This is a genomic window from Moorena sp. SIO3I6, from assembly GCF_010672095.1.
Genome location: NZ_JAAHHU010000107.1, coordinates 1 through 21,168, shown reverse-complemented (window position 1 = coordinate 21,168; position 21,168 = coordinate 1). Strand labels below are relative to the sequence as shown.

At 44.3% G+C, this 21,168-nt stretch carries 15 protein-coding genes; 10 read left to right on the top strand and 5 right to left on the bottom strand.

Features of this window, described 5'->3' with window-relative positions; all coding sequences use genetic code 11:
• Positions 1-214: 214 nt before the first annotated feature.
• A complete protein-coding gene (locus F6K49_RS24885) occupies positions 215-2,272 on the top strand; it encodes an AAA-like domain-containing protein (protein WP_293100963.1) in 2,058 nt (685 codons plus the stop codon).
• On the opposite strand, the gene F6K49_RS24880 is transcribed toward F6K49_RS24885, so the two are convergent.
• The gene (locus F6K49_RS24880) at positions 2,273-2,395 is read right to left on the bottom strand and encodes a hypothetical protein (RefSeq protein WP_293072335.1); all 123 of its coding nucleotides are present in this window, start codon (positions 2,393-2,395) and stop codon (positions 2,273-2,275) included.
• Positions 2,396-2,513: 118 nt separating this feature from the next.
• Here F6K49_RS24880 and F6K49_RS24875 point away from each other — a divergent pair, with 118 nt between their 5' ends.
• The 3 genes from F6K49_RS24875 to F6K49_RS24865 all read left to right on the top strand — a co-directional run bounded on the left by F6K49_RS24875 (position 2,514) and on the right by F6K49_RS24865 (position 7,248).
• Positions 2,514-6,650: an AAA-like domain-containing protein gene (locus F6K49_RS24875; protein ID WP_293100960.1), complete on the top strand. Its 4,137-nt coding sequence runs from the start codon at positions 2,514-2,516 to the stop codon at positions 6,648-6,650.
• The gene (locus tag F6K49_RS24870) at positions 6,644-6,820 is read left to right on the top strand and encodes a hypothetical protein (RefSeq protein WP_293021335.1); all 177 of its coding nucleotides are present in this window, start codon (positions 6,644-6,646) and stop codon (positions 6,818-6,820) included. Before F6K49_RS24875 ends, F6K49_RS24870 begins: the two co-directional genes overlap by 7 nt.
• Before the next feature lie 233 nt (positions 6,821-7,053).
• Positions 7,054-7,248 (top strand): hypothetical protein, encoded by a 195-nt coding sequence (locus F6K49_RS24865; protein WP_293021336.1) that lies wholly within the window; start codon positions 7,054-7,056, stop codon positions 7,246-7,248.
• A 231-nt stretch (positions 7,249-7,479) separates the two neighbouring features.
• Here the strand turns inward: F6K49_RS24865 and F6K49_RS24860 are convergent, their stop codons facing one another.
• A complete protein-coding gene (locus F6K49_RS24860) occupies positions 7,480-9,459 on the bottom strand; it encodes a hypothetical protein (RefSeq protein WP_293100957.1) in 1,980 nt (659 codons plus the stop codon).
• Between the two features lie 303 nt (positions 9,460-9,762).
• Here F6K49_RS24860 and F6K49_RS24855 point away from each other — a divergent pair, with 303 nt between their 5' ends.
• The gene (locus tag F6K49_RS24855) at positions 9,763-13,332 is read left to right on the top strand and encodes an alpha-mannosidase (RefSeq protein ID WP_293100954.1); all 3,570 of its coding nucleotides are present in this window, start codon (positions 9,763-9,765) and stop codon (positions 13,330-13,332) included.
• Between the two features lie 204 nt (positions 13,333-13,536).
• Here F6K49_RS24855 and dnaN read toward each other — a convergent pair whose 3' ends face one another.
• Complete coding sequence (gene dnaN / locus F6K49_RS24850) at positions 13,537-14,718, bottom strand: DNA polymerase III subunit beta (RefSeq protein ID WP_293021345.1); 1,182 nt, start codon at positions 14,716-14,718, stop codon at positions 13,537-13,539.
• Between dnaN and F6K49_RS24845 the strand changes: the two genes are divergently transcribed.
• A complete protein-coding gene (locus tag F6K49_RS24845) occupies positions 14,717-14,875 on the top strand; it encodes a hypothetical protein (protein ID WP_293100952.1) in 159 nt (52 codons plus the stop codon). The two genes, dnaN and F6K49_RS24845, sit on opposite strands and share 2 nt — an antisense overlap.
• A gap of 559 nt (positions 14,876-15,434) precedes the next feature.
• On the opposite strand, the gene dnaA is transcribed toward F6K49_RS24845, so the two are convergent.
• A complete protein-coding gene (dnaA, locus tag F6K49_RS24840; protein ID WP_293100950.1) occupies positions 15,435-16,817 on the bottom strand; it encodes a chromosomal replication initiator protein DnaA in 1,383 nt (460 codons plus the stop codon).
• A gap of 240 nt (positions 16,818-17,057) precedes the next feature.
• Here dnaA and def point away from each other — a divergent pair, with 240 nt between their 5' ends.
• The 3 genes from def (at position 17,058) to F6K49_RS24825 (ending at position 18,659) form a co-directional block, all read left to right on the top strand.
• The gene (gene def / locus F6K49_RS24835; RefSeq protein WP_293072408.1) at positions 17,058-17,591 is read left to right on the top strand and encodes a peptide deformylase; all 534 of its coding nucleotides are present in this window, start codon (positions 17,058-17,060) and stop codon (positions 17,589-17,591) included.
• Between the two features lie 364 nt (positions 17,592-17,955).
• The gene (locus F6K49_RS24830; protein ID WP_293021351.1) at positions 17,956-18,324 is read left to right on the top strand and encodes a type II toxin-antitoxin system RelE/ParE family toxin; all 369 of its coding nucleotides are present in this window, start codon (positions 17,956-17,958) and stop codon (positions 18,322-18,324) included.
• A gap of 11 nt (positions 18,325-18,335) precedes the next feature.
• Positions 18,336-18,659, top strand: a complete 324-nt coding sequence (locus F6K49_RS24825; protein WP_293072406.1) for a helix-turn-helix transcriptional regulator — start codon at positions 18,336-18,338, stop codon at positions 18,657-18,659.
• A 111-nt stretch (positions 18,660-18,770) separates the two neighbouring features.
• Here the strand turns inward: F6K49_RS24825 and argS are convergent, their stop codons facing one another.
• On the bottom strand, positions 18,771-20,528 hold the full coding sequence (argS, locus tag F6K49_RS24820; protein WP_293100948.1) for an arginine--tRNA ligase: 1,758 nt from the start codon (positions 20,526-20,528) through the stop codon (positions 18,771-18,773).
• Between the two features lie 188 nt (positions 20,529-20,716).
• On the opposite strand from argS, the gene F6K49_RS24815 reads away from it, so the two are divergent.
• Complete coding sequence (locus F6K49_RS24815; protein ID WP_293100946.1) at positions 20,717-20,917, top strand: hypothetical protein; 201 nt, start codon at positions 20,717-20,719, stop codon at positions 20,915-20,917.
• Positions 20,918-21,168: the final 251 nt, after the last annotated feature.

Below are 21,168 nucleotides of genomic sequence, written 5' to 3'. Positions count from 1 at the left end.
TGGGAGTCGGGAGTAGGGAGTCGGGAGTCGGGAGCCGGGAGTCGGGAGTCGGGAGTCGGGAGTCGGGAGTCGGGAGTCGGGAGTCGGGAGTCGGGAGTCGGAAGTAGGGTGAAGCAAATCGAATGGCTCTGATAGTTATCAGAAACGTTAAAATTATTTGTGTGGAAATATAAACCCTACCAAATTAAGCTCCTGGATAGGTTGGGCATCTCCAATGAAGACTCATAAGCATCGGTCAGTCTGTGGGAAATTAAAGAAGCGGTTAAATGCAGTTAAACGCTTCTTTAATTCCCCTAAAATTCGTCATAGCAGCACCACACAAGCCATACATCTTACGCTTGGAGAGCCTTATGCTCCCTACAAACCTCCCTCAACTACTCAGGCACCTAACCACGGCTACGGCGTAAGTAATCTTACCTGGCCCCCTGGTTATCGGCTACAGAACGGTAAGTACACCATCGAAACAAAACTAGGAGAAGGTGGGCTGGGTATTACCTATTTAGCCCGAACTAAAACAGGCGATCGCATAGTAATCAAAACTATCCTTAATCATGTACTCCGGCAAGATAATTTATTAGAATTTTGGAAAATTTTCGCCAATGAAGCCGTAAAATTAGCCCAATGTAGCTGTGGTAATCCTCATCTAGTCCGCTTATCTGAAGAAATTATCCGAGAAGGTGAACTACCCTGCCTAATCATGGAATACATCGAGGGGGAAACCTTGTCGGCTCTGGTGGAACGGCAGGGTGTCCTCTCAGAAGAGCAAGCCTTGCTGTACATCCAGCAAATTGGTAGCGCCCTCTGGGACATTCATCAGCAAGGGTTGCTCCATCGGGATGTTAAACCTAATAATATCATGGTGCGGAACAATGGTTTTGGTGCGGTGTTGATTGATTTGGGTATTGCCACTAAGTTTGTCCCTGGGGTTAAGCAAACTCATCTTTCTGCTTTTACTCCAGGCTATGCTCCTCTGGAACAATATGAGTTCCGTGGGCAACAGGGACCCTACACCGATGTTTATGCTTTGGCCGCTACCTTGTATGTGCTCTTAACTGGAAATGAACCAGTAACAGCTGACGAGCGGGTTGAGGGAGCTGTATTACCACCACCAAACCATCTTAATCCCCAGATTAGCGATCGCATAAATCGAGCCATTCTCAAGGCCATGAATTTGGTGGCAAGGGATCGCCCTCAGTCTATACCAGAATTTTTAAACTTACTGGGTATTAAGTTACCAACAAATAATAACAACTATAATAGCACAAATAGAACCAATAATCAACCACAGACAACTGCTCAAGTTGGATACTTTTATCTAGAACGTCTCCAAGATGCTGAGTGTTATCAAAAGATTTTACAACCAGGAGCGCTAATTCGGATTAAAGCACCGAAGCTGATGGGGAAAACGTTACTCAGTAATCGGATTCTTAGTTATGCTAAGTCTCGGGGTTATCGCACGGTTTATTTGAATCTGAATGAGTTACCTTGCCATGATTTGGATGTATTTTTACAGTCGTTTTCCGTGCGATTTGGTGACAATTTGGGCTTATCAGACCAGTTGGATAATTATTGGAGTAAACGGTTATATAGTAAGGTAAATTGTCAACGATATTTTGAGCAGTATCTGTTACCGTCTTTATCCAGTCCTGTAGTTTTGTGCTTGGATGAAGTAGACCGAGTGTTTCCTTATCCAGAAGTAGCTGGCGAATTTCTAGGTTTGTTGCGCACGTGGCATGAGGATGCTAAAAATAATCAACTTTGGAAAAACCTGCGGTTGATTGTGGTTTATTCTACAGAGGTTTATATTGAATTAGATATCAATCAGTCTCCTTTTAATGTGGGAGAAGCAGTAGAGTTATCGAATTTTTACTTAGATAAAGTTCAGAGTTTAGCTGGGCGTTATGGTTTAAAGTTATCCATTGAATCAGGGCAAAAATTAATGGGTATGGTAGGCGGACATCCTTATTTGTTGACGCTGGCTTTCTCTACTCTTAGCAAAAATACCAACATGACCATGGAGCATCTTTTAGAAACCGCCCCGACAGAATCAGGGATTTATCGTCATCATTTGCGAGAACTTTTAAATAATCTAATTCTCCATCCCAATTTACTAAACCCTTTCAAAAAGTTACTGACAACTACTAAAGCTGTGCGTCTGGATTATAAGGAAACGTATCTGTTAGAAAGTCTGGGATTAGTCAGAGCAATCGGGAACGATTGTATTCCTCGATATAATTTGTATCGTCAGTATTTTAGTAACAGGCTTTTCTAGTTAGGGAGCAGGGAGCAGGGAGCAGGGAGCAGGGAGCAGGGAGCAGTGAAATAGGAAGAGTAAATAAATCCTGTAAAACTCTATAACTATATCATCAAATCCAATACTGTATCCCTTTAGCATAAAACCAAATACTACTCCAATATCTTCACTACTGTTCTCTATTCCCTGTTCCCTGTTCCCTGTTCCCTGTTCCCTGTTCCCTATTCCCTACTCCCTACTCCCTACTCCCTTTTTGATCATGACCAACCAATCAACAATCTACCAAGTTGGCGGAAGTTTACCTCAAGATACCACAACTTATGCCCTGCGAAAAGCTGATACCGAAATTTTTCAGGCTTTAATGGCTGGGGAATTTTGTTATGTGCTCAACTCGCGACAGATGGGTAAATCGAGTTTGCGGGTACAAACTATGAAGCGTCTCCAGGAAGCAGGAGTAGCCTGTGGTTGTATCGATTTTACCATGATTGGGAAAGAGAATATACCCGTAGAGATGTGGTATTCAAGCTTGATAGTGATGCTGGTGTCTCAGTTTAAGCTATCAGGTAACTTTGATGAAGAAGCTTGGTTTAGAGATACAGAACACATCGCTCCATTGTTAGGGTTTGGCAAGTTTATTGAATCGGTATTGTTGGCAACTATTTCGGAAACTATTGTTATATTTCTAGATGAAATTGACAGTATTATTAAAGTAGCGTTTAAAGATGATTTCTTTGCCTTTATTCGCAGTTGTTATAACAAACGAGCCGAAAATCCTGTCTACAATCGCCTGAGTTTTTGTTTGCTGGGAGTAGCAACTCCAGCGGATTTGATTCAGGATAAACAGCGCACTCCGTTTAATATTGGTCGGGATATTGAACTGACTGGCTTTACCTTTGAAGAAGCGAAAACACCACTGCTCCCTGGTTTGGTAGGGAAGGTGGATAATCCTCAACAGGTGTTAGGTGAGATATTGACCTGGACAGGGGGACAACCGTTTCTGACCCAGAAGTTGTGTAAGTTAATGGTGGACGATGCTCTGGCGTCCCCCTTATTAAGGGGGACGGGAGGGGGATCCATCCACAGCACTTCGGAATTGGGATCCCCCCTAACCCCCCTTAACCAGGGGGGAACTGGAGTTGAGGGAAATTCTGGAGGGGGATCCATCCACAGCACTTCGGGATTGGGATCCCCCCTAACCCCCCTTAACAAGGGGGGAACTGGAGTTGCACAGGTCGCCCGTACCCAGATTATTGACAATTGGGTATCTCAGGATAAGCCAGAGCACTTGAAGACCATACGCGATCGCATTCTCAGAAATGAGCAACGGGCGAGTAGGCTGTTGGGATTGTATCAGCAGGTATTAGATCAGGGTAGTCTTGCCGCTGATGGCAGTGATGAACAGACGGAATTAAGACTATCGGGGTTGGTAGTGGAGCGGGATGGGTATTTAAAAGTTAACAACCGGATTTATGGCAGTGTTTTTGATCGCGATTGGGTTAAGCAAGAATTAGCGAGACTGCGTCCCTATTCTGAAGCCTTTACCGCTTGGGTTGAGTCTGGGTGTAAGGATGAATCCCGTTTGTTGCGGGGGGTAGCCTTACAGGATGCTCAAGCTTGGGCTAGGGGTAAAAGTTTGAGCGATTTGGATTATCAGTTTTTAGCAGCTGGTCAGGAATTAGACCGCCGGGTATTGGCAGAAGAAAGTCGAATATTAGCTAAGGCGAATGATACGTTAACTGAAGCTCAAGAGAAAGCCAAGAGAACTATACTAATAGGGGGTATTACTCTGGGTTTGTTCTCAGTTGTAGCAATAATTATTGCTATGATAACTGCTAAAAACATACAAGAAGCTAAAACAGGTGCGCGACTAGAACAACAAGCGCTTAGTATTTTACGACGGTTACCAGGGGATAATGGTTACTATGGCGATCGAGAGCTTTTATACTCAGCTATGGAGACTGGGCAACAGCTATTTAATATAGTCAAAGATGGTCGCTCTTTGGATAACTATCCTGCTATTATTCCTATCTATGCTTTACACCAGAGTCTGAGTAAATTCAAAGAAAACAGAAAATTTCGATTACATGAAGGCTTGGTAAATAGTGTAAGGTTTAGCCCCGATGGTAACATGCTTGCTACGCCATTGGGCGAAACTGTCAGACTCTTCGATTTACAGGGCAAGCAACTAGCACTGTTGAAAGGACATCAACAGCCGGTAACTATAATAAGGTTTAGCCCCGATGGTAACATGCTGGCTACTGCATCAGATGGTACGATCCTGATTGAGGGCAAAACAGAGGACAAAACTGTCAGAGTCTGGGATTTACAGGGCAATCAATTAGCTGTGTTGAGAGGACATCAAGGCTGGGTAAGAAGTGTAAGTTTTAGCCGAGATGGTAAGATGCTAGCTACGGCATCACATGATAATCCTCTGACTGAGGACAAAATAGAGGACACAACTGTCAGAGTCTGGGATTTACAGGGTAATCAATTAGCTGTGTTGAGAGGACATCAAGACTGGGTAAATAGTATAAGTTTTAGCCCCGACGGTAAAACCCTGGCTACAGCATCACACGACAAAACAGCCAGAGTCTGGGATTTACAGGGCAATTCCTTAGCTGTGTTGAGAGGACATCAAAGCTCGGTATCAAGTGTAAGTTTTAGCCGAGATGGTAAAACCCTGGCTACGGCATCATGGAATACGGTCAGAGTCTGGGATTTACAGAGCAATCCCTTAGCACTTTTGAGAGGACATCAAGATTCGGTAACTAGTGTCAGTTTTAGCCGAGATGGTAAGATGCTGGCTACGGCATCAAATGACAAAACCGTCAGACTCTGGGATTTACAGGGCAATCAATTAGCACTGTTTCAAGGACATCAAGACTCGGTAAATAGTGTCAGTTTTAGCCGAGATGGTAAAACCCTGGCTACAGCATCATGGAATACGGTCAGAGTCTGGGATTTACAGAGCAATCCCTTAGCACTGTTTCAAGGACATCAAGACTCGGTAACTAGTGTCAGTTTTAGCCGAGATGGTAAGATGCTGGCTACGGCATCAAATGACACTGTCAGACTCTGGGATTTACAGGGCAATTCCTTAGCTGTGTTGAGAGGACATCAATCCTTCGTATATGATGCAAAATTTAACCCCGATGGTAAGATGCTGGCTACGGCATCATCAGACACTGTCAGACTCTGGGATTTACAAGGCAATCCATTAGCTGTGTTGAAAGGACATCAATCCTCGATATTAAGTGTAAGTTTTAGCCCCGATGGTCAGATGCTGGCTACGGCATCATGGGACAAAACGGTCAGACTCTGGGATTTACAGGGCAATCCATTAGCTCTGTTGAGAGGACATCAAGACCGGGTAAATAGTGTAAGTTTTAGCCCTAATGGTCAGATGCTGGCTACGGCATCAAGAGACAATACTGTCAGACTCTGGGATTTACAGGGCAATCCATTAGCTCTGTTTCATCCATTAGCTCTGTTGAAAGGACATCAAGGCCGGGTAAATAGTCTAAGCTTTAGCCGAGATGGTAAGATGCTAGCTACGGCATCATCGGACGGTATGGTCAGACTCTGGGCCGTTGAAAATTTAGGTGAGATGCTGGCTAGGGGCTGTAAGTTGCTTGAAGATTACTTTGTGGAGCATCCTGAAGATTTAGAAAGCTTAAGCTCATGTCAAGATTCAGTTGACAAAGTAGCAGTAGCTCCCGGTCTTGTTAAACAAGGTGAGAAGTTAGCGAAAGAGGGGGATGTGGATGGTGCTATTGCTAAGTTCCAAAAAGCCCAAGAATGGAATCCGGAGCTAGAATTAGAGCCAGAGGCAAAGGCAAAAGCGATCGCTCTTTTTACAAAAGGTGAACAGTTAGCAGAAGAGGGGGATGTTGAGGGTGCTATTGCTAAGTTTCAAGAAGCCAAAGAATTAAATCCTAATCTAGAATTACAGCCAGAGACAAAAGCCAAACAGCTAGCAGCACCCACTAAAGTTAAACAAGGTAAGCAGTTAGCAATACAAGGTGAATTAACCAAAGCCCTATCTCTCTATAAAAAAGCACAACAACTAGATCCAAACCTAGAAATTTCTGCTTATGATTGGAACGAAATCTGTTGGTTTGGTAGCCTCCATGGATATGCTGCTGATGTCATGGATGCCTGTGAAAAAGCAGTAGCAAAAGAACCTGAAGATGGAGGTATTCTGGATAGTCGTGGTTTAGCTAAAGCTCTGACTGGGGATACCGCAGGAGCCATATCATATTTTCAGGCATTTGTAGATTGGATCGATGATGATGAGTTGAAAGCACAACGACAAAAATGGATAGATGAGCTCCGGGCTGGTAAGAATCCTTTTACAGAAGAAGTGTTGAAGGGTTTACTTGAGGAGTCATGGTAGGGAAGGCAATAGGCAAAAGGCAAGAGGCAAGAGGCATCTTGCTGTGGAACTGGCATCTTGCCAGTGTCATGCTTATTGTCGGGCGGGCATCTTGCTGTAGAACTGGCATCTTGCCAGTGTCATGCTTATTGTCGGGCGGGCAGGATGCCCACTCTACTGATATTGATTAGGCAAGAGGCAAGAGGCAAGAGGCAATAGTTTCCCTGCTCCCGATTCCCGACTCCCGATTCCCGACTCCCGATCAGTTTTTTACAAAATTTTTCAAAATATGTTATAATAAAAGGTTATTTGTGCTATACTATAAAGGTGGGCGCTGAGACGCCCAGAGTCAAGAGCTAGCCCGGCGAAAGTCCAAAATCTACGGGCTAGCTCTGGCTCCCCTAAAAAAGGAGACAGTTTGATTATGAGTTATTCGGAACGCCTTCATCCATGGGTGGTCATTAGGCTATTACCCGAAATGCAGCGAGTTGTTGTTGCTCGCTTTCGCAACCGGTCGGATGCGGAGGGACATTTATGGGCCCTGAAGCGATTAATGCCTGATGCGAAATTTGTGATTGTATTCGATGTCGGTAATAATCCGATGGATGAGGAATCCTAGGGCTTTACATCGTAAGTATTCAGTGATCACTGATAGCTGATCACTGATAGCTGAATGCTGATAGCTGAATGCTGATAGCTGAATGCTGATCATTGATATAGCAATCCGTGTAGGAATGCCGAGAATTTTGATGCCATATTCCCGACTCCCGATTCCCGTTCCCCTCCTGGGAGGGGTTAGGGGTGGGTTCCGACTCCCGACTCCCGATTCCCTATTCCCTGTTCCCTTTTTTCAAAATGGCCACAACCGTTGCAGCAACCGCCAAATTTTAACCACTAGCTCTTCTATCCAAAGCATGGTGATGTCTAACCACTCCAACACTCGTTCTAAAGGATGCTTAATATATCCTTCTGGAGTTGCTTTAGTTTCAATCCATTCTTGATTTGGCTCTACATCACTATCGTTTCTAGAGTTAGCGATCGCATTATTTTCTTCTCCCTTATATCCTTTAACCTGGGTGCTACCAGACTTAACAACTGCTAGCGGTTGATCTTGATATTCTTTGGGAGTAGTTTTTCCTAAATTATCCTGAATTTGGGACAGGTCTGGTGATTTTTCAGTCCTGGAATTTTTATTCTGGCTGATAGATGGTTTTGGTTGAACTTTTGAAGATTTAGTTCTCGAAATAATTAGCTTACCTGGAGCCTTTAGTAAGTTCAGGTATCGCTTAAATAGAATCCAAATAGACTTTTCTGACTTCACAGGAATTTTGCTGTTGAATCCTTCTGGTAACTGATGTCTAGATTTACTATTAGCAACCGGTGATTGTGCCTGATTTCCGGAGTTGGAGGTTGAGGAAGATAAATTTTCGGGCTGGTCAGATCCATCTGGGTTGCCCCATAAATCATTATCGGATAACCAAGGATCAAGTTCATCTGATTTAGACCGAGATGGTCTTGAGGTGGATGGTTTTAATGACGGGGAAAGTGGAGGGGAATTATCTCCTGATAGCTGATGGGCTTCTGGGTAGAAATCTGGTAAAACCTTTCCAGAACCAGAAGCAATTTCGGATTGTTCTGAGGAACTACTTAAAGTAAAGTTAGATGATGTTCTGCCAAAGAAGTAGTCAATAGCAGCATAGATTAAGCTTAAGAGTTTAAATCGGTTAGTTTCAGACCCTGCGGTTACCTCCTCTGAGCTATCACCCTTAATAAATGGTTTTTGTAGGGCTTGAATCAGCTGATTAGTACTCTGGCGCAGGGTTAGGGGGATTTGCTTACTCAGTTTAACCACAACTTCCGATCGTTGTACTAATTGGTGTGATTCCAGTTCCAGGAATTTGTTATCCAGGGAAGTTAATAGGTTCTCAATTGGGTTTGAAGGTAATAGATTGAGTGGTTTGGAAGGTTTAGGTTGTCGGTGCTCAGAGGTGGCTGATTGACGGTTGGAAACAGCTGGAATGATCCTCGATTCCCCGAACAGATTAATTGCGATCGCTACAGGACTAGTTTGCACCCAGGCCATTAATCGCCAGAATAGCCTGATGGGTGGAAAAATAGGGGGGTGATCTAAGGTAGCAAGGGAAGGGGATGCTTTTTTGCCGTCTAACGAGTGGGCTAAACGCCATTTACGCAGTAAGTCAGCCAGCTCCCAACTGATTCTGGATGCTAGTTTGTGCTGCTGCTGGGGTGTCAATATATCCAGAATTTGATTTTCCACTGTCACCAGCACTAGACCCCGGTTGTCCAATAAACAAGCCACTCCCTTAATTAGCATATGCTCATTAGTCGCGGGTTTAGCTGGGGTTACAGCTTGCCCGTTATATAGGCTTACAGGTTCCTGGTTATTTAGGGATGTTCCCCTTTGCCGTTCCAGTAGGATAGGTTGCCCGTTATTTAGGGTTACAGCTTGCCCGTTAGACGGTTTTAGGTTGTCTAGATCAGCTTCAAGGGTAAACTTGCCAAGGTTCAACTCTTGTAGCACTCGCTGAATTGCTGTATCTGCTTCTGGCGGTTTTTCCTGGGGCTGGGCGTGGCTAAATGTGCTTAATTGGGGCAATCCAGCTTTTACCGAAGAAGAAATCTGACGCCCAGCGGATAAACTAGCTTGCACCAGCAGGTAAACCGGATAAAGTAAAATTTGCCCTCCCCATACCCCTGCAACTTTTAAATGCCGTATTGTACGTTGAATTTGGTCAGCAAACCGTTGAGATTGTCGATTGATAAAGTTAAACAATCTACTGCGATAGGGACCTTTGGCAGGGGAAGACATGATGATTATTGCTTGGGTGAGGGATTAGCTAGCTGATAGACATTTAAGCTCGATTGTAAGCATTCAGTGGTCAGTGGTCAGTGCTCAGCGGTCAGTGCTCAGTGCTCAGCCGTTGGCCTGTGGCTGAAAGCTGATAGCACCTCAAGTAGCGTGCGCGTAGCCCATAAGCTGAAAGCTGATAACTGATAGCTGATAGCTAATAGCTGATAACTTTCAATAAACCACCAATAACAAATTAATCATAGTCGGTGCCATTGATTTTAGCGACAATTTGACTAATCTTATTCAAATTACTTAAACCAAATGGATCAGATTAGGCTTATTGATGGGATTAATCATGCGATCGCAAAACTCCGTGCTTTAACTCAAACCAATGTTCAGCAGGGTTGGCGATACTGTAAAGAAGATATTCCTTATCCTGTGGCCACTCAACCAGAGTGCTGGAACAATTGGTCAATAGCCCAACGTAATGACAAGGATTACATTACTTGGTCTGCTGGAAGACAAGTGATCTGGTTGAGTCAACGATTCCTAGTGCCCCAGGATTTGCAGCGCTATCCTTTAGCTGGCTTAGGATTACGTTTAGTGTTGACGTGGTGGGCAGAATCCGCTGAGATTTTTGTCAACGGTCAGCTGGTACAAGAGGGGGATTTATTTGATTCCTCCACACGGATGCTGCTAAATCCAGCAGTAGTGCCAGGGGAAGAGTTTGCCGTAGCCCTCAGGTTGGTTAGTCCTGGTCATGATATCGGCGGATTAATGCGATCGCAAATCCTCTACGAAGCCACCAATGATATCGATCCAGGCTTTGTAGCTGATGAATTGACTGTCTTACAAAAGTATAGCGCTAGTTTTGATCCAGAACAATTAGGGACTCTAGCTAAGGCTGTGGCTGAGATTGATTGGGAAATGGTGTCACAGCCGACAGAATTTATGCGATCGCTTACCCGATTGCGCCAACAACTCAGTACAATTGAAAATTCAAACTTCAGAATTCAAAATAGTCAAAACTCTATCCAAATGCTAGGTCATGCTCACCTTGATTTGGCTTGGTTATGGCCAGTCAGCGAGACCTGGGACGTAGCTGTGCGTACCTTTGAATCAGTATTAAAGCTACAGCAAGAATTTCCAGATTTCACCTTTTGCCATACCACCCCTGCCCTTTATGCTTGGATAGAACAGCATCGCCCTGATTTATTTAAACGGATAAAACAACAAGTTGCAGCTGGTCGTTGGGAAATTGTGGGGGGGATGTGGGTAGAACCGGAATTAAACCTAATTGATGGTGAATCAATAGTCCGACAAATCCTCTATGGTCAACGTTACGTCCAGAAAACCTTCGGTCAGTTAACCACAGTGGCATGGGTAACGGATAGTTTTGGCTTCTGTTGGCAACTACCTCAATTACTCAAACAGGGTGGAATTGACTACTTCGTGACCCAGAAGCTGCACTGGAACGATACCACCAAATTTCCCTATGGTGCTTTCTGGTGGCAGTCTCCCGATGGCAGCCAAATCTTCAGCCTGATGTCTCCCCCTAACGTTGCTGGTGTGATGGATACAAATCCCATTACTATGGCAAGCTACGCCATTGATTGGGAAATTCAAACCTCACTCAAGGAGGCATTTTGGTTACCTGGTGTCGGAGATCATGGCGGTGGTCCCACCAGGGATATGTTACAAGTAGCAAGACGTTGGCAAAAATCCCCATTCTTCCCAAAGCTGGAATTTACCACCGCCAGTGAGTATTTGTTGTTCGCGAAGCGTGGCCTTTTGGCCAAGGTTAGCGGGTTGAAGGTTAGTAGGTTGAAGGTTAGCAGGTTGTTCGCGTTCGCGCAGCGTCGGCTTTGCCGAAAGCGTGGCCTTTTGGCCAAGGTTGCAGGTTGTATTGAGAACCTTAGTGTCGGAAGTGTGGGGGAAGAAGAAATCAGAACAGAGGACAGCGGAGGGGGGAAAGGCCAAAGCCAAACCACTAAAGAGATTCCGGTCTGGAATGATGAACTCTATCTAGAATTCCATCGGGGTTGCTATACCACTCACGCTGACCAAAAGCGCTATCTACGTCGTTGTGAGGGGTTGTTGTACCAAGCAGAACTGTTTGCTGCCCTGAAAACCATTGCGACAGGACAAGGGTATCCTAAGACTGAACTGGAGGAAGCCTGGAAAAAGGTGTTATTTAATCAGTTTCACGATATCTTACCAGGAACATCGATTCCGGAAGTCTTTGTAGAAGCTAATCAGGCTTGGCAGGAAGTCGAGGAGGTGACCGGGGAGATATTGGAGGAATCATTAAATGCGATCGCATCCAAGATCACCCTGCCACCACCACCGAAACCCCATGCTCAAGCCATTATTGTCTTTAATCCTCTCAATTGGCAGCGTTCAGAAGTAATTGCTATTTCTTTAGCTATTTCTTTACCTGTTTCTTTACCGGTCGGGTCAATCGAATGGGAAGTGTATGACTGTTTTGGGGAAAAGATAGTCTCTCAAGTTAAGCACGATCAAGCCCAGCACATCCAAAACCATGACAATAACAATGACAATCTCTCCTATTCTCAAATAGAATTGCTGTTTCTAGCCAGTAATATTCCTTCGGTAGGATATCGTGTTTTTTGGTTGTGCAGCAATACTGAGCACTTGAAGTTAGAGCTACGTCCCGATTCCCGATTCCCGATTCCTGATTCCCGATTCCCGATTCCCGATTCCCGATTCCCGTTCCCCTCCTGGGAGGGGTTAGGGGTGGGTTCCAATCCCCGATTCCCAATTCCCGATTCCCAACTCCCGATTGAAGATTTCGTATTAGAGAATCAATACCTACGAGTGGTGGTAGACCCAGAAACTGGAGATTTAAGTAGTGTCTTCGATCAGGTTAATCAGCGGGAAGTGCTTAGTGGTCCTGGAAATCAGCTACAAGCTTTCGAGGATAGTGGTCAATATTGGGATGCATGGAATATAGACCCAAATTATGCTGACCATCCTTTGCCGAGCACTGAGCTGATCGGGATCGAGTGGATTGAAACCGGAGTATTGCGTAAGCGTTTGCGAGTGGTGCGTCGGCTAATGCGATCGCAATTTTGTCAGGACTATATCCTCTCAGCAGAATCCCCAGTCCTCAAAATTGCCACTACCGTAGACTGGCAGGAACGCCATGTATTAGTCAAAGCTGCGTTTCCATTAGCCATTGATGCCGATTATGTGTCCTATGAGATGCCTTGTGGGGTAATTCAACGTTCTACTCGACCCCAAACCCCTGCTGAGCAAGCTAAATGGGAAGTACCTGCTCTGCGTTGGGCAGACTTGAGTGATCAAACCTATGGTGTCAGTTTGCTTAATGATTGCAAATACGGCTATGATGCCCAGGCTTCCCAATTACGTCTAACATTGCTTCGCTCTCCCACTTGGCCCGATCCTGAAACTGATCAAGGCATCCACCAATTCACCTATGCTCTCTATCCTCATCAAGGCAGTTGGCGTTCTGCAGATACAATTCACCTAGCATACCAGCTTAACTTACCATTTCTAAGTTTACTTTGGTCTCCCGCTAATAGTTCTATTTTCAGTAATAATGTCAGTAATAATAGTAGACCTTCTTTACCATCAACCGGACAACTATTAAATTTGTCAGCTAAGACTCTAATTTTGATTGCACTTAAACAATCCGAACATATCCCTGATCAATGGATTATCAGATGTTATGAATCTCATGGGGAATCAGCAAATTTATCCTTAGTCAGTGATTTAGGATTGAAAATAGTTCACCCAGTTGACTTATTGGAAAGACCTGTTAGTTTATCAGAAGCATCAGCTGATGGAAAAGTAGTTAAGATAGAGCCTTGGAAAATAACTAGTTTGGCAGTTAAATCCATAATTTAGAAGGGAGTCGGGAGTCGGGAGTCGGGAGTCGGGAGTCGGGAGTCGGGAGTCGGGAGCTATAAAAATTTTTCCTATCTCGCTATCTCGCTATTTCCCCATCTCCCCATCTCCCCATCTCCCCATCTCCCCATCTCCCCATCTCCCCACACTTCCCACACTTCCCACACTTCCCACACTTCCCACACTTCCCACACTCTTCTGTTACTATTTCCTAATCTGAACTGGCATAATCAAATAGGTCATCTTCAATCCCCCTAGAGGCATAAAAATCACAGGACTATTAGCTTCATTCATCTGAATTTGAATATCAGAGGTATAAAGCGCCTTTAAGCCATCAATTAAGTACTTAACATTAAAAGCAATTTCCAAACTATCACCCGATATTTGAACTTCCATTGACTCCCGACCACTACCCAAATCTTTTGCCTCTACCGAGAGGTGAAGCCGCTGGTTAACACTATCGATATTAAACTTGACAATATTATTTTTCTGATCAGCCAACACTGCAATCCGTTCTACTGCACTCAGTAATTGACGGCGATCGAGAATGATCTGACGCTGAAAGTGTTTGGGAAGCAGCTGATGATAGGAAGGGTACTGTCCTTCCAGAGTTCGGCTTGTTAAACGCTGTTCTCCCCCTTGACAAACAATCTGACCAGGTTCAAACTGAATCGCAATAATATCCTGAGCTTCAGCCTTAGATACTATCCGCTCCAACTCCCGTAACGCTCTAGCTGGTAACGTAAATTCTACGGGTAAATCATGATCATCCAATTCTTGGGTAGCTTCAGTCGTTGCACTTTCCTCTATTCTCCGATTAGTTTCCACAACTGCTAGTCGGTGACCATCGGTAGCAGCAAATTCCAATTTGTCCGACTGTACAGTAAGGTGAACCCCCGTCAGCACTTGCTTAGTTTCATCAGAACTAGTGGCAAATAAAGAACCCTGCAATCCAGCCTTTAAGACTTCTACAGGAATATGAACCGCAACGGATGTGTTAACTTCCGGCAGCTCGGGGAATTCCTCAGAACTCATACCTCGAACCTGATAACGTCCGGTAGCCGAGGTTAAGGTCACAATCAGGCTATCACTGTCTGTACCTTTCCCATCATCCTCTAGAGTAATTTCCCCTGAAGGTAGACGGGAAACAATATCATTGAGCAGTTTGGCTGGCAGGGTAATTTCCCCTCCTGTCTCAACGTCAGCATTAAAGCTAGTCTGGATACCCACGCTAAGGTCGAAAGCAGTTAGTAGCACCCGCTGATTTTTTTGGTCTGCTTCTAACAAAACATTTCCCAGCACAGGATGAGTAGGGCGAGAAGGCACTACCCGACTCACTAGTGAAAGGTTTGTATTGAGGTCACTTTGACTGCAAACCAGTTTCATGATTGGTTTCGTAATGGGGCTTGCTTTAGTAAGAAACTATAGTACTCGATTACTAATCTTTGTACAAAACCACCTCAAAAACCTAAGCATTCAGCGGTCAGTGGTCAGTATTCAGTGGTCAGTGGTCAGCGGTCAGTGGTCAGTGGTCAGTGGTTAGCGGTCAGTGGTTAGCGGTCAGTGGTTAGTGGTCAGTGGTCAGTAGTCAGCGGTCAGTGGTCAGTAGTCAGCTATAGTCATTTGAAATAACAATGGAAGACTTTTTCGGCTGAAACCCTTTCATAGCAATAAAGAGTTGTCTCAATCTAAATTGAAATGACTATAATAGCACCTCAAGTAGGGATGCAGCGCGTAGCCCATAGGCTGATAGCTTACTCAAAAACAATAGCGCTATACTAATTGGGCTAGTAATCCCTTTGTGGAAAAAGTTGTGGAAAAATTCGGTGATTTTTCCACAGAGCATTTATACTCAGAAGCTATATATTATAGCAGTAAACTCGATCATAGCATCAAGCTCAAGCCGTTAATTAACAAACCTTAATTAAAAAACGTTAATTAAAATATCGCTTTCTAGCCTAATCAGGTAAAGAGTATTTTTCCCTGTTCCCGATTCCCGATTCCCGATTCCCGATTCCCTACTCCCTACTCCCTACTCCCTGCTCCCTAAACGCCAGGACAAAAGTACCTCAAACGTCGCTGATAATTGCTATAAACAAGCTTTATTTTTGGTTTTGACTCCTAGCTGTCAGATTTATGCGATCGCTTAACTGAGAAAGTTTCTGAGCTAACTCATCATCTTTTTCCCGCAGCTGAGTAATTTTATCGCAGCTGTACATGACTGTCGTGTGGTCTTTGCCCCCAAATTCTTCCCCAATGCGGGGTAGGCTCAATTCTGTATGCTGCCTCATCAGATACATCCCAATTTGCCTAGCCCAACTAATTTCTCGCCTCCGAGAGCTACTTTTTAAGTCTTCCACTGAAAGATTAAACGTATTAGATATAGTACTTAAAATAACCTCAGGAGAAGCCTGAATCTTCTTGGTTGGTGGGTTCAAAATCGGTGCAATATTTTCCACATTCATCGCTAACCCCGAAATCGATACATAAGTCACAGCCCTAGTCAAAGCTCCCTCTAGTTCTCTAATGTTAGAGGTGTAGCTAGCAGCAATGTACTCAACCACGTCATGGGGTAGACGTATATTTTCGTCCTCTGCCTTTTTTTGCAAGATAGCCATCCTGGTTTCCAAATCTGGTGGCTGAATATCAGCGATTAACCCCATAGAAAAGCGGGAACAAAGGCGTTCTTGCAAGCTATTAATCTGATTAGGAGGACGGTCTGATGCCAAGACAATTTGTTTACCAGCTTCGTGCAAAGTATTGAAGGTGTGGAAAAACTCTTCCTGAGTATATTCCTTACCTTCAATAAACTGAATATCGTCTACCAAAAGTACCTCCGCTGTCCGATAATGTTCCCGGAAACTTTGGATACTATCCTCGCGAATAGCAGAAATTAAATCATTAGTGAACTGCTCAGTAGAAACATAAAAAATTTTAGAGTCTGGGTTATTCTCCAAGCGGTAATGACCAATTGCCTGCATCAAATGAGTTTTGCCTAAACCAACACCACCACAAAGAAACAGAGGGTTAAACTCTCGTCCTGGATACTCCCCTACCGCCAGAGATGCAGCATGAGCCATGCGATTATTAGGACCAACCACAAAGCGAGAGAAAACATGCTTAGGATTTAACTTAGCGCGTCTTGGCTGGTTTTTAAAGGTATTTTCGGAATGATTAGTGGCTACCGGAAATGACCAGGAAAAGTCAGGATCACCAGTAATTGAGTTATTGTCTCCTGTAGCCGTTGTGAAGTGAATTTCCACTCGTTGACCTAAAATATCTTCCACGACATCAGCAATTGTTTTAACGTAATACTTCTGCAACCAATTTCTGGAAAAGGGATTGGCAGTGCGAATCAGCAAACAGTTATTGTCAAGCTGTTGAGCACTAGTTGTCTTGAGCCAAGTTTCAAAGGTGGGCTGACTCAGTTGTAGTTTGAGACGTTCTAATACCTGAATCCATAGTTGTTCTGGGGAAATTTTCACTGTTTTTTCTCTACCGTAGTCAATTTTTTTTAAGCTAGATGTGATGAGCCACAGCCCAGACCAAGGGCATATAAATTCCTACGGTGCGCGTTCACGCTTAGCTTTTAAAAAGCGCGGGGTCGCACCGCTTTCCTATATCCCACCACCCAAAAATTTTTACCAATTTTTAATATATAAAGGTACTGTTTGAGCATTTGATCGAATAAGCTTGACGGATATAGACGTTTGGCTTTTACTATGGTGAGTGAAACACTACAAATTGCTCAGTTAGGCAACCCGATTTTACGGCAGCATACTCAGCGAGTACATAATTTGCTCGATGAACGCCTTCAACAACTGATTGATCAGCTCATAGCAACTGCTACAGCAGCCAATGGCGTTGGCATTGCAGCACCCCAAGTATCTCAATCCTATCGTTTGTTTATAGTAGCGTCTCGTCCGAATTTAAGGTATCCCCACGCACCGTTGATGGAAGCAACGGCTATGATTAATCCTGGCATTATTAGTCATGACACTGACATGGTTAAGGACTGGGAGGGGTGTCTGAGTATTCCCGGCATTCGAGGGTTAGTACCCAGGTATAGTCGAATTGAGGTGGAGTATACTAATCGGTATGGTCAGTATCAGCGGCAACAATTAACAGACTTTGTAGCCAGGATATTTCAGCATGAATATGACCATCTTGAGGGAATTGTATTTTTAGACAGAGTGGAGAGTACCCAAGAGATGATGACTGAGGAAGAATATCAGAAGCAGATTATCAATAACTTATAGCAATTGTCAAATCCTTTAGTCACTAATTTTCAAATCGCTACAATCCATTCATACTGGACAGTGCGAAGTTCTGTGGTCGGTTGAGTGGTTGAATTACCCCTAAGACAAGAACACCCCGATCGCGCCTAGGGACGAGAATGTTCCAAACTGGCTGAATCAGCAAAACTCAGCCAGTTAGAGTATGGCTCTATATCGTCGAGTCGAGCAAATCATTAGTTGAACTGCGCCCTATGTTTGCAGGTTTTGCCACCTTCGAGTGGTTTGTGTTGCTGCTATGGGGAGTGATCTTATACACCCTGTTCATTGTAGAAACCGATAATTAGGACACTAGTAATTAGCATGCTATAATTGGCATATTTATCACATGGATGTGTCCTTAAAACCTGTAGAGTGGGTTGGCAGTTCCTTGGAAGATTTGAAAAAATTTCCCTCAGAAGTTCAGCAAGTGATGGGTTATGCCTTGTACTTAGCTCAATGTGGAGACAAACATCCCGGTGCTAAACCCCTCAAAGGATTCAAAGGTGCTGGTGTACTCGAAGTTATTGACAACTTTGATGGAGACACTTATCGGGGTGTATACACCGTAAAACTCCAAGGTGTAGTGTATGTTCTGCATACATTTCAAAAGAAATCAAAGCAAGGTATCGCCACACCCAAGCAAGAGCTGGAATTAATTGAAGCCAGGTTAAAAAGAGCCAGAGAACATTACTCACAACATTACACTCACGAGTAGAGGTAGTAATTATGGTCAAAGAAATTGAAGTACAAGCTAGTAGTGGTAATGTGTTTGCCGATTTAGGTTTAGAAAACTCTGACGAATTAATCGTTAAAGCAGAACTGGCTCGTAAGATTAGTAGTATTATTTCCAACCAGGGTATGACACAAGCTGCGGCGGCAAAGGTTTTAGGAGTAGATCAGCCCAAAGTTTCCGCACTTATCAATGGTAAGTTGGCGGGTTTTTCAATTGTGCGGCTGTTTCGCTTCTTAAACGCTTTGGGTCAAGATGTGGAAATTGTGGTCAAAACCAAACCATTATCTCACCCTGTGGCTCGAACACTAGTGTCGTGAACTTGCTGATGCTGAAGCAGAGTTATTCAGATAGTTGTCCTAATAAAGATGTACGTAAGTATTAAGCTATCAGCCTTTGACCTTGGCTGATAGCTGAGATAGTTAACTGTACTACATCCGCTCCAGTACCTGGATTCCCAGTAAAGACAATCCCAGTTTGAGAGTTCTAGCAGTCAAATCACATAGCAGCAGACGGGATGTCCGCTTGGGTTCTTCGGCTTTCAGTACAGGGCATTGGTCATAGAATTGATTAAACTTCTGGCTCAGTTCAAATAAATACTGACAAAGGCGATTCGGCATCAACTCTTTCTCAACTTCACCAAGAACCTGATTCAGTTGCAATAACTTCTTCCCTAGCACCAATTCTGCGTTTTCTTGCAACAAAATTTTGGCATCGGTTCCCAGTTGCTCAAAATCAATCTCCCCTTTGCGGCTAATTCCTTGAATCCGGACATAGGCATAAAGCATATATGGTGCCGTATTGCCCTGGAGTGCCAACATCTTATCAAAGCTGAATATATAGTTACTGGTACGATTTTGACTAAGGTCAGCATACTTAACTGCACTCATGCCTACGACTTTGGCAACATGCTCTTTAAATTCCTCAGTTTCCTCCCGACCTTCTTGCTTCAGTCTCGATTCTAAATCAGCACCAGATCGTGCGATCGCTTCATCCAATAAATCCCGCAACCGCACTGTTTCCCCAGACCGCGTTTTCAGCTTTTTGCCATCTTCCCCCAGAACCAAACCAAAGGGAACATGAACGACTTCAAGATTTTCTGGAAGAATACCAGTCCGTCGAGCCACCTGAAATACCTGGGTAAAATGATTTGCTTGTCCGGAATCAGTAACATATATAATCCTTTGAGCCTGGTCTTGCTCAGTCCGGTAGCGCAGAGCAGCTAAGTCAGTGGTGGCATAGTTATAGCCCCCATCAGATTTTTTCACAATCAAGGGCAGAGGCTCACCATCTTTATTTGTAAACCCCTCAAGGAAAACACATTTGGCTCCGGAATCTTCCACTAACAAGCCAGACTTGTCTAAATAGTCCAGAACCTCTGGTAGGAAAGGATTGTAAAAGGATTCTCCCCTTTCGGTGAGCTGAATATCCAGCAAATCGTAGATAATCTGAAACTCCCGCCGAGATTGGTCACACAGTAGTTGCCAAGCACGGCGGCTATCGGCTGCACCAGATTGCAGTTTAACAACTTCGAGCCTAGATGCCTCCCGAAATTCCTCATCTGCATCAAACCGTTGTTTAGCTTGCCGATAAAGGGTGACTAAATCTCCCAAATCCAGGGCATCAGCTGTAGTCAAAGCACTTGGGTAAGCTTCCCTGAGATAGGTGATCAACATCCCAAATTGGGTGCCCCAATCTCCCACATGATTCAAGCGCAGTACATTTTGACCCCGAAATTCTAAGATCCGGGCAATCGAATCCCCAATAATCGTTGAACGTAGATGTCCCACATGCATCTCTTTAGCAATATTGGGAGAAGAAAAATCAACAATGACCCGTCGAGGGGCTGAAGCGACTGCTACTCCTAGACGTGGGTCAGTATAAATCTCCCTTAGCCGTTCTTCCAAGTAAGCAGGTTTTAAGCTCAAATTAATGAAGCCTGGACCAGCAATAGTCGGGCTCTGACATATCTCAGCCACATCTAGATACTGCAACAAAGATTCTGCGATCGCTCTTGGCGGCTGTTTCAAACGTTTGCTCAAAGCCAAGGCTACATTAGACTGATAGTCACCAAATTTGGGATTGCTGGCAGGTACCATCATTGGATCTACCCCTGCCACGTCAGAACCGAAGGCAGCAGTTAAGGCTTGAGTAAATTGAAGTCTAAGTTGTTCAACAATGGATTTCATGGTGCCAGTGCAAAGGGCTCTTCACTAATCTTGCCTCTGAATGGTAACAGCCACTATTTACCGATTAATCTTGGACATAACCGGACAATTACCGTAAAGGCAGGTGAATTTCCGGTTTCACTCGGGAGCATCGGAGCAGTTATCTCAACTCGCACTTACAGGATCGACCGACACGCCCCTGTTCAGGTATGTATCTAAGATATACAACAATTCCCAGGATAATTTTCCCTATCTCCCCATTTCCCACTTCTTCCGACTTCCGACTCCCGACTCCCGACTCCCGACTCCCGACTCCCGACTCCCGACTCCCGACTCCCGACTCCCGACTCCCGACTCCCGACTCCCGACTCCCGACTCCCGACCCAAATCTAAGGAACCTACCCCTGTGACCTGAGAGCTTCCCCCTCTTGCCGTGCTCAGACCTCCGAAATGGATTAAAAAAAAAATTTTTTTTAATTCCAAAACCCTTGCCATACCTAGGCTTCAAGGATTCATCACCAAAAAAGTTTCGGTTTTAGGTTGACAAACGCTTTTTTACCCTTTACATTAGTAAATGGCGATGAGGAAAGCCAAGCGCACCGCACCGCCCCGAACCAAGAAAAATCTATAGTTTGAGAGCCAATATACGGTCGCTACTCGT

Coding starts and splice junctions, on each gene's coding strand:
- F6K49_RS24830 (WP_293021351.1), top strand. CDS start 17,956: ATGGATGTGTCCTTAAAACCTGTAGAGTGGGTTGGCAGTTCCTTGGAA.
- F6K49_RS24865 (WP_293021336.1), top strand. CDS start 7,054: ATGAGTTATTCGGAACGCCTTCATCCATGGGTGGTCATTAGGCTATTA.
- argS (WP_293100948.1), bottom strand. CDS start 20,528: ATGAAATCCATTGTTGAACAACTTAGACTTCAATTTACTCAAGCCTTA.
- F6K49_RS24825 (WP_293072406.1), top strand. CDS start 18,336: ATGGTCAAAGAAATTGAAGTACAAGCTAGTAGTGGTAATGTGTTTGCC.
- F6K49_RS24855 (WP_293100954.1), top strand. CDS start 9,763: ATGGATCAGATTAGGCTTATTGATGGGATTAATCATGCGATCGCAAAA.
- F6K49_RS24845 (WP_293100952.1), top strand. CDS start 14,717: ATGATTGGTTTCGTAATGGGGCTTGCTTTAGTAAGAAACTATAGTACT.
- F6K49_RS24870 (WP_293021335.1), top strand. CDS start 6,644: ATGGTAGGGAAGGCAATAGGCAAAAGGCAAGAGGCAAGAGGCATCTTG.
- F6K49_RS24885 (WP_293100963.1), top strand. CDS start 215: ATGAAGACTCATAAGCATCGGTCAGTCTGTGGGAAATTAAAGAAGCGG.
- F6K49_RS24880 (WP_293072335.1), bottom strand. CDS start 2,395: ATGCTAAAGGGATACAGTATTGGATTTGATGATATAGTTATAGAGTTT.
- F6K49_RS24860 (WP_293100957.1), bottom strand. CDS start 9,459: ATGTCTTCCCCTGCCAAAGGTCCCTATCGCAGTAGATTGTTTAACTTT.
- dnaN (WP_293021345.1), bottom strand. CDS start 14,718: ATGAAACTGGTTTGCAGTCAAAGTGACCTCAATACAAACCTTTCACTA.
- F6K49_RS24815 (WP_293100946.1), top strand. CDS start 20,717: ATGTATCTAAGATATACAACAATTCCCAGGATAATTTTCCCTATCTCC.
- F6K49_RS24875 (WP_293100960.1), top strand. CDS start 2,514: ATGACCAACCAATCAACAATCTACCAAGTTGGCGGAAGTTTACCTCAA.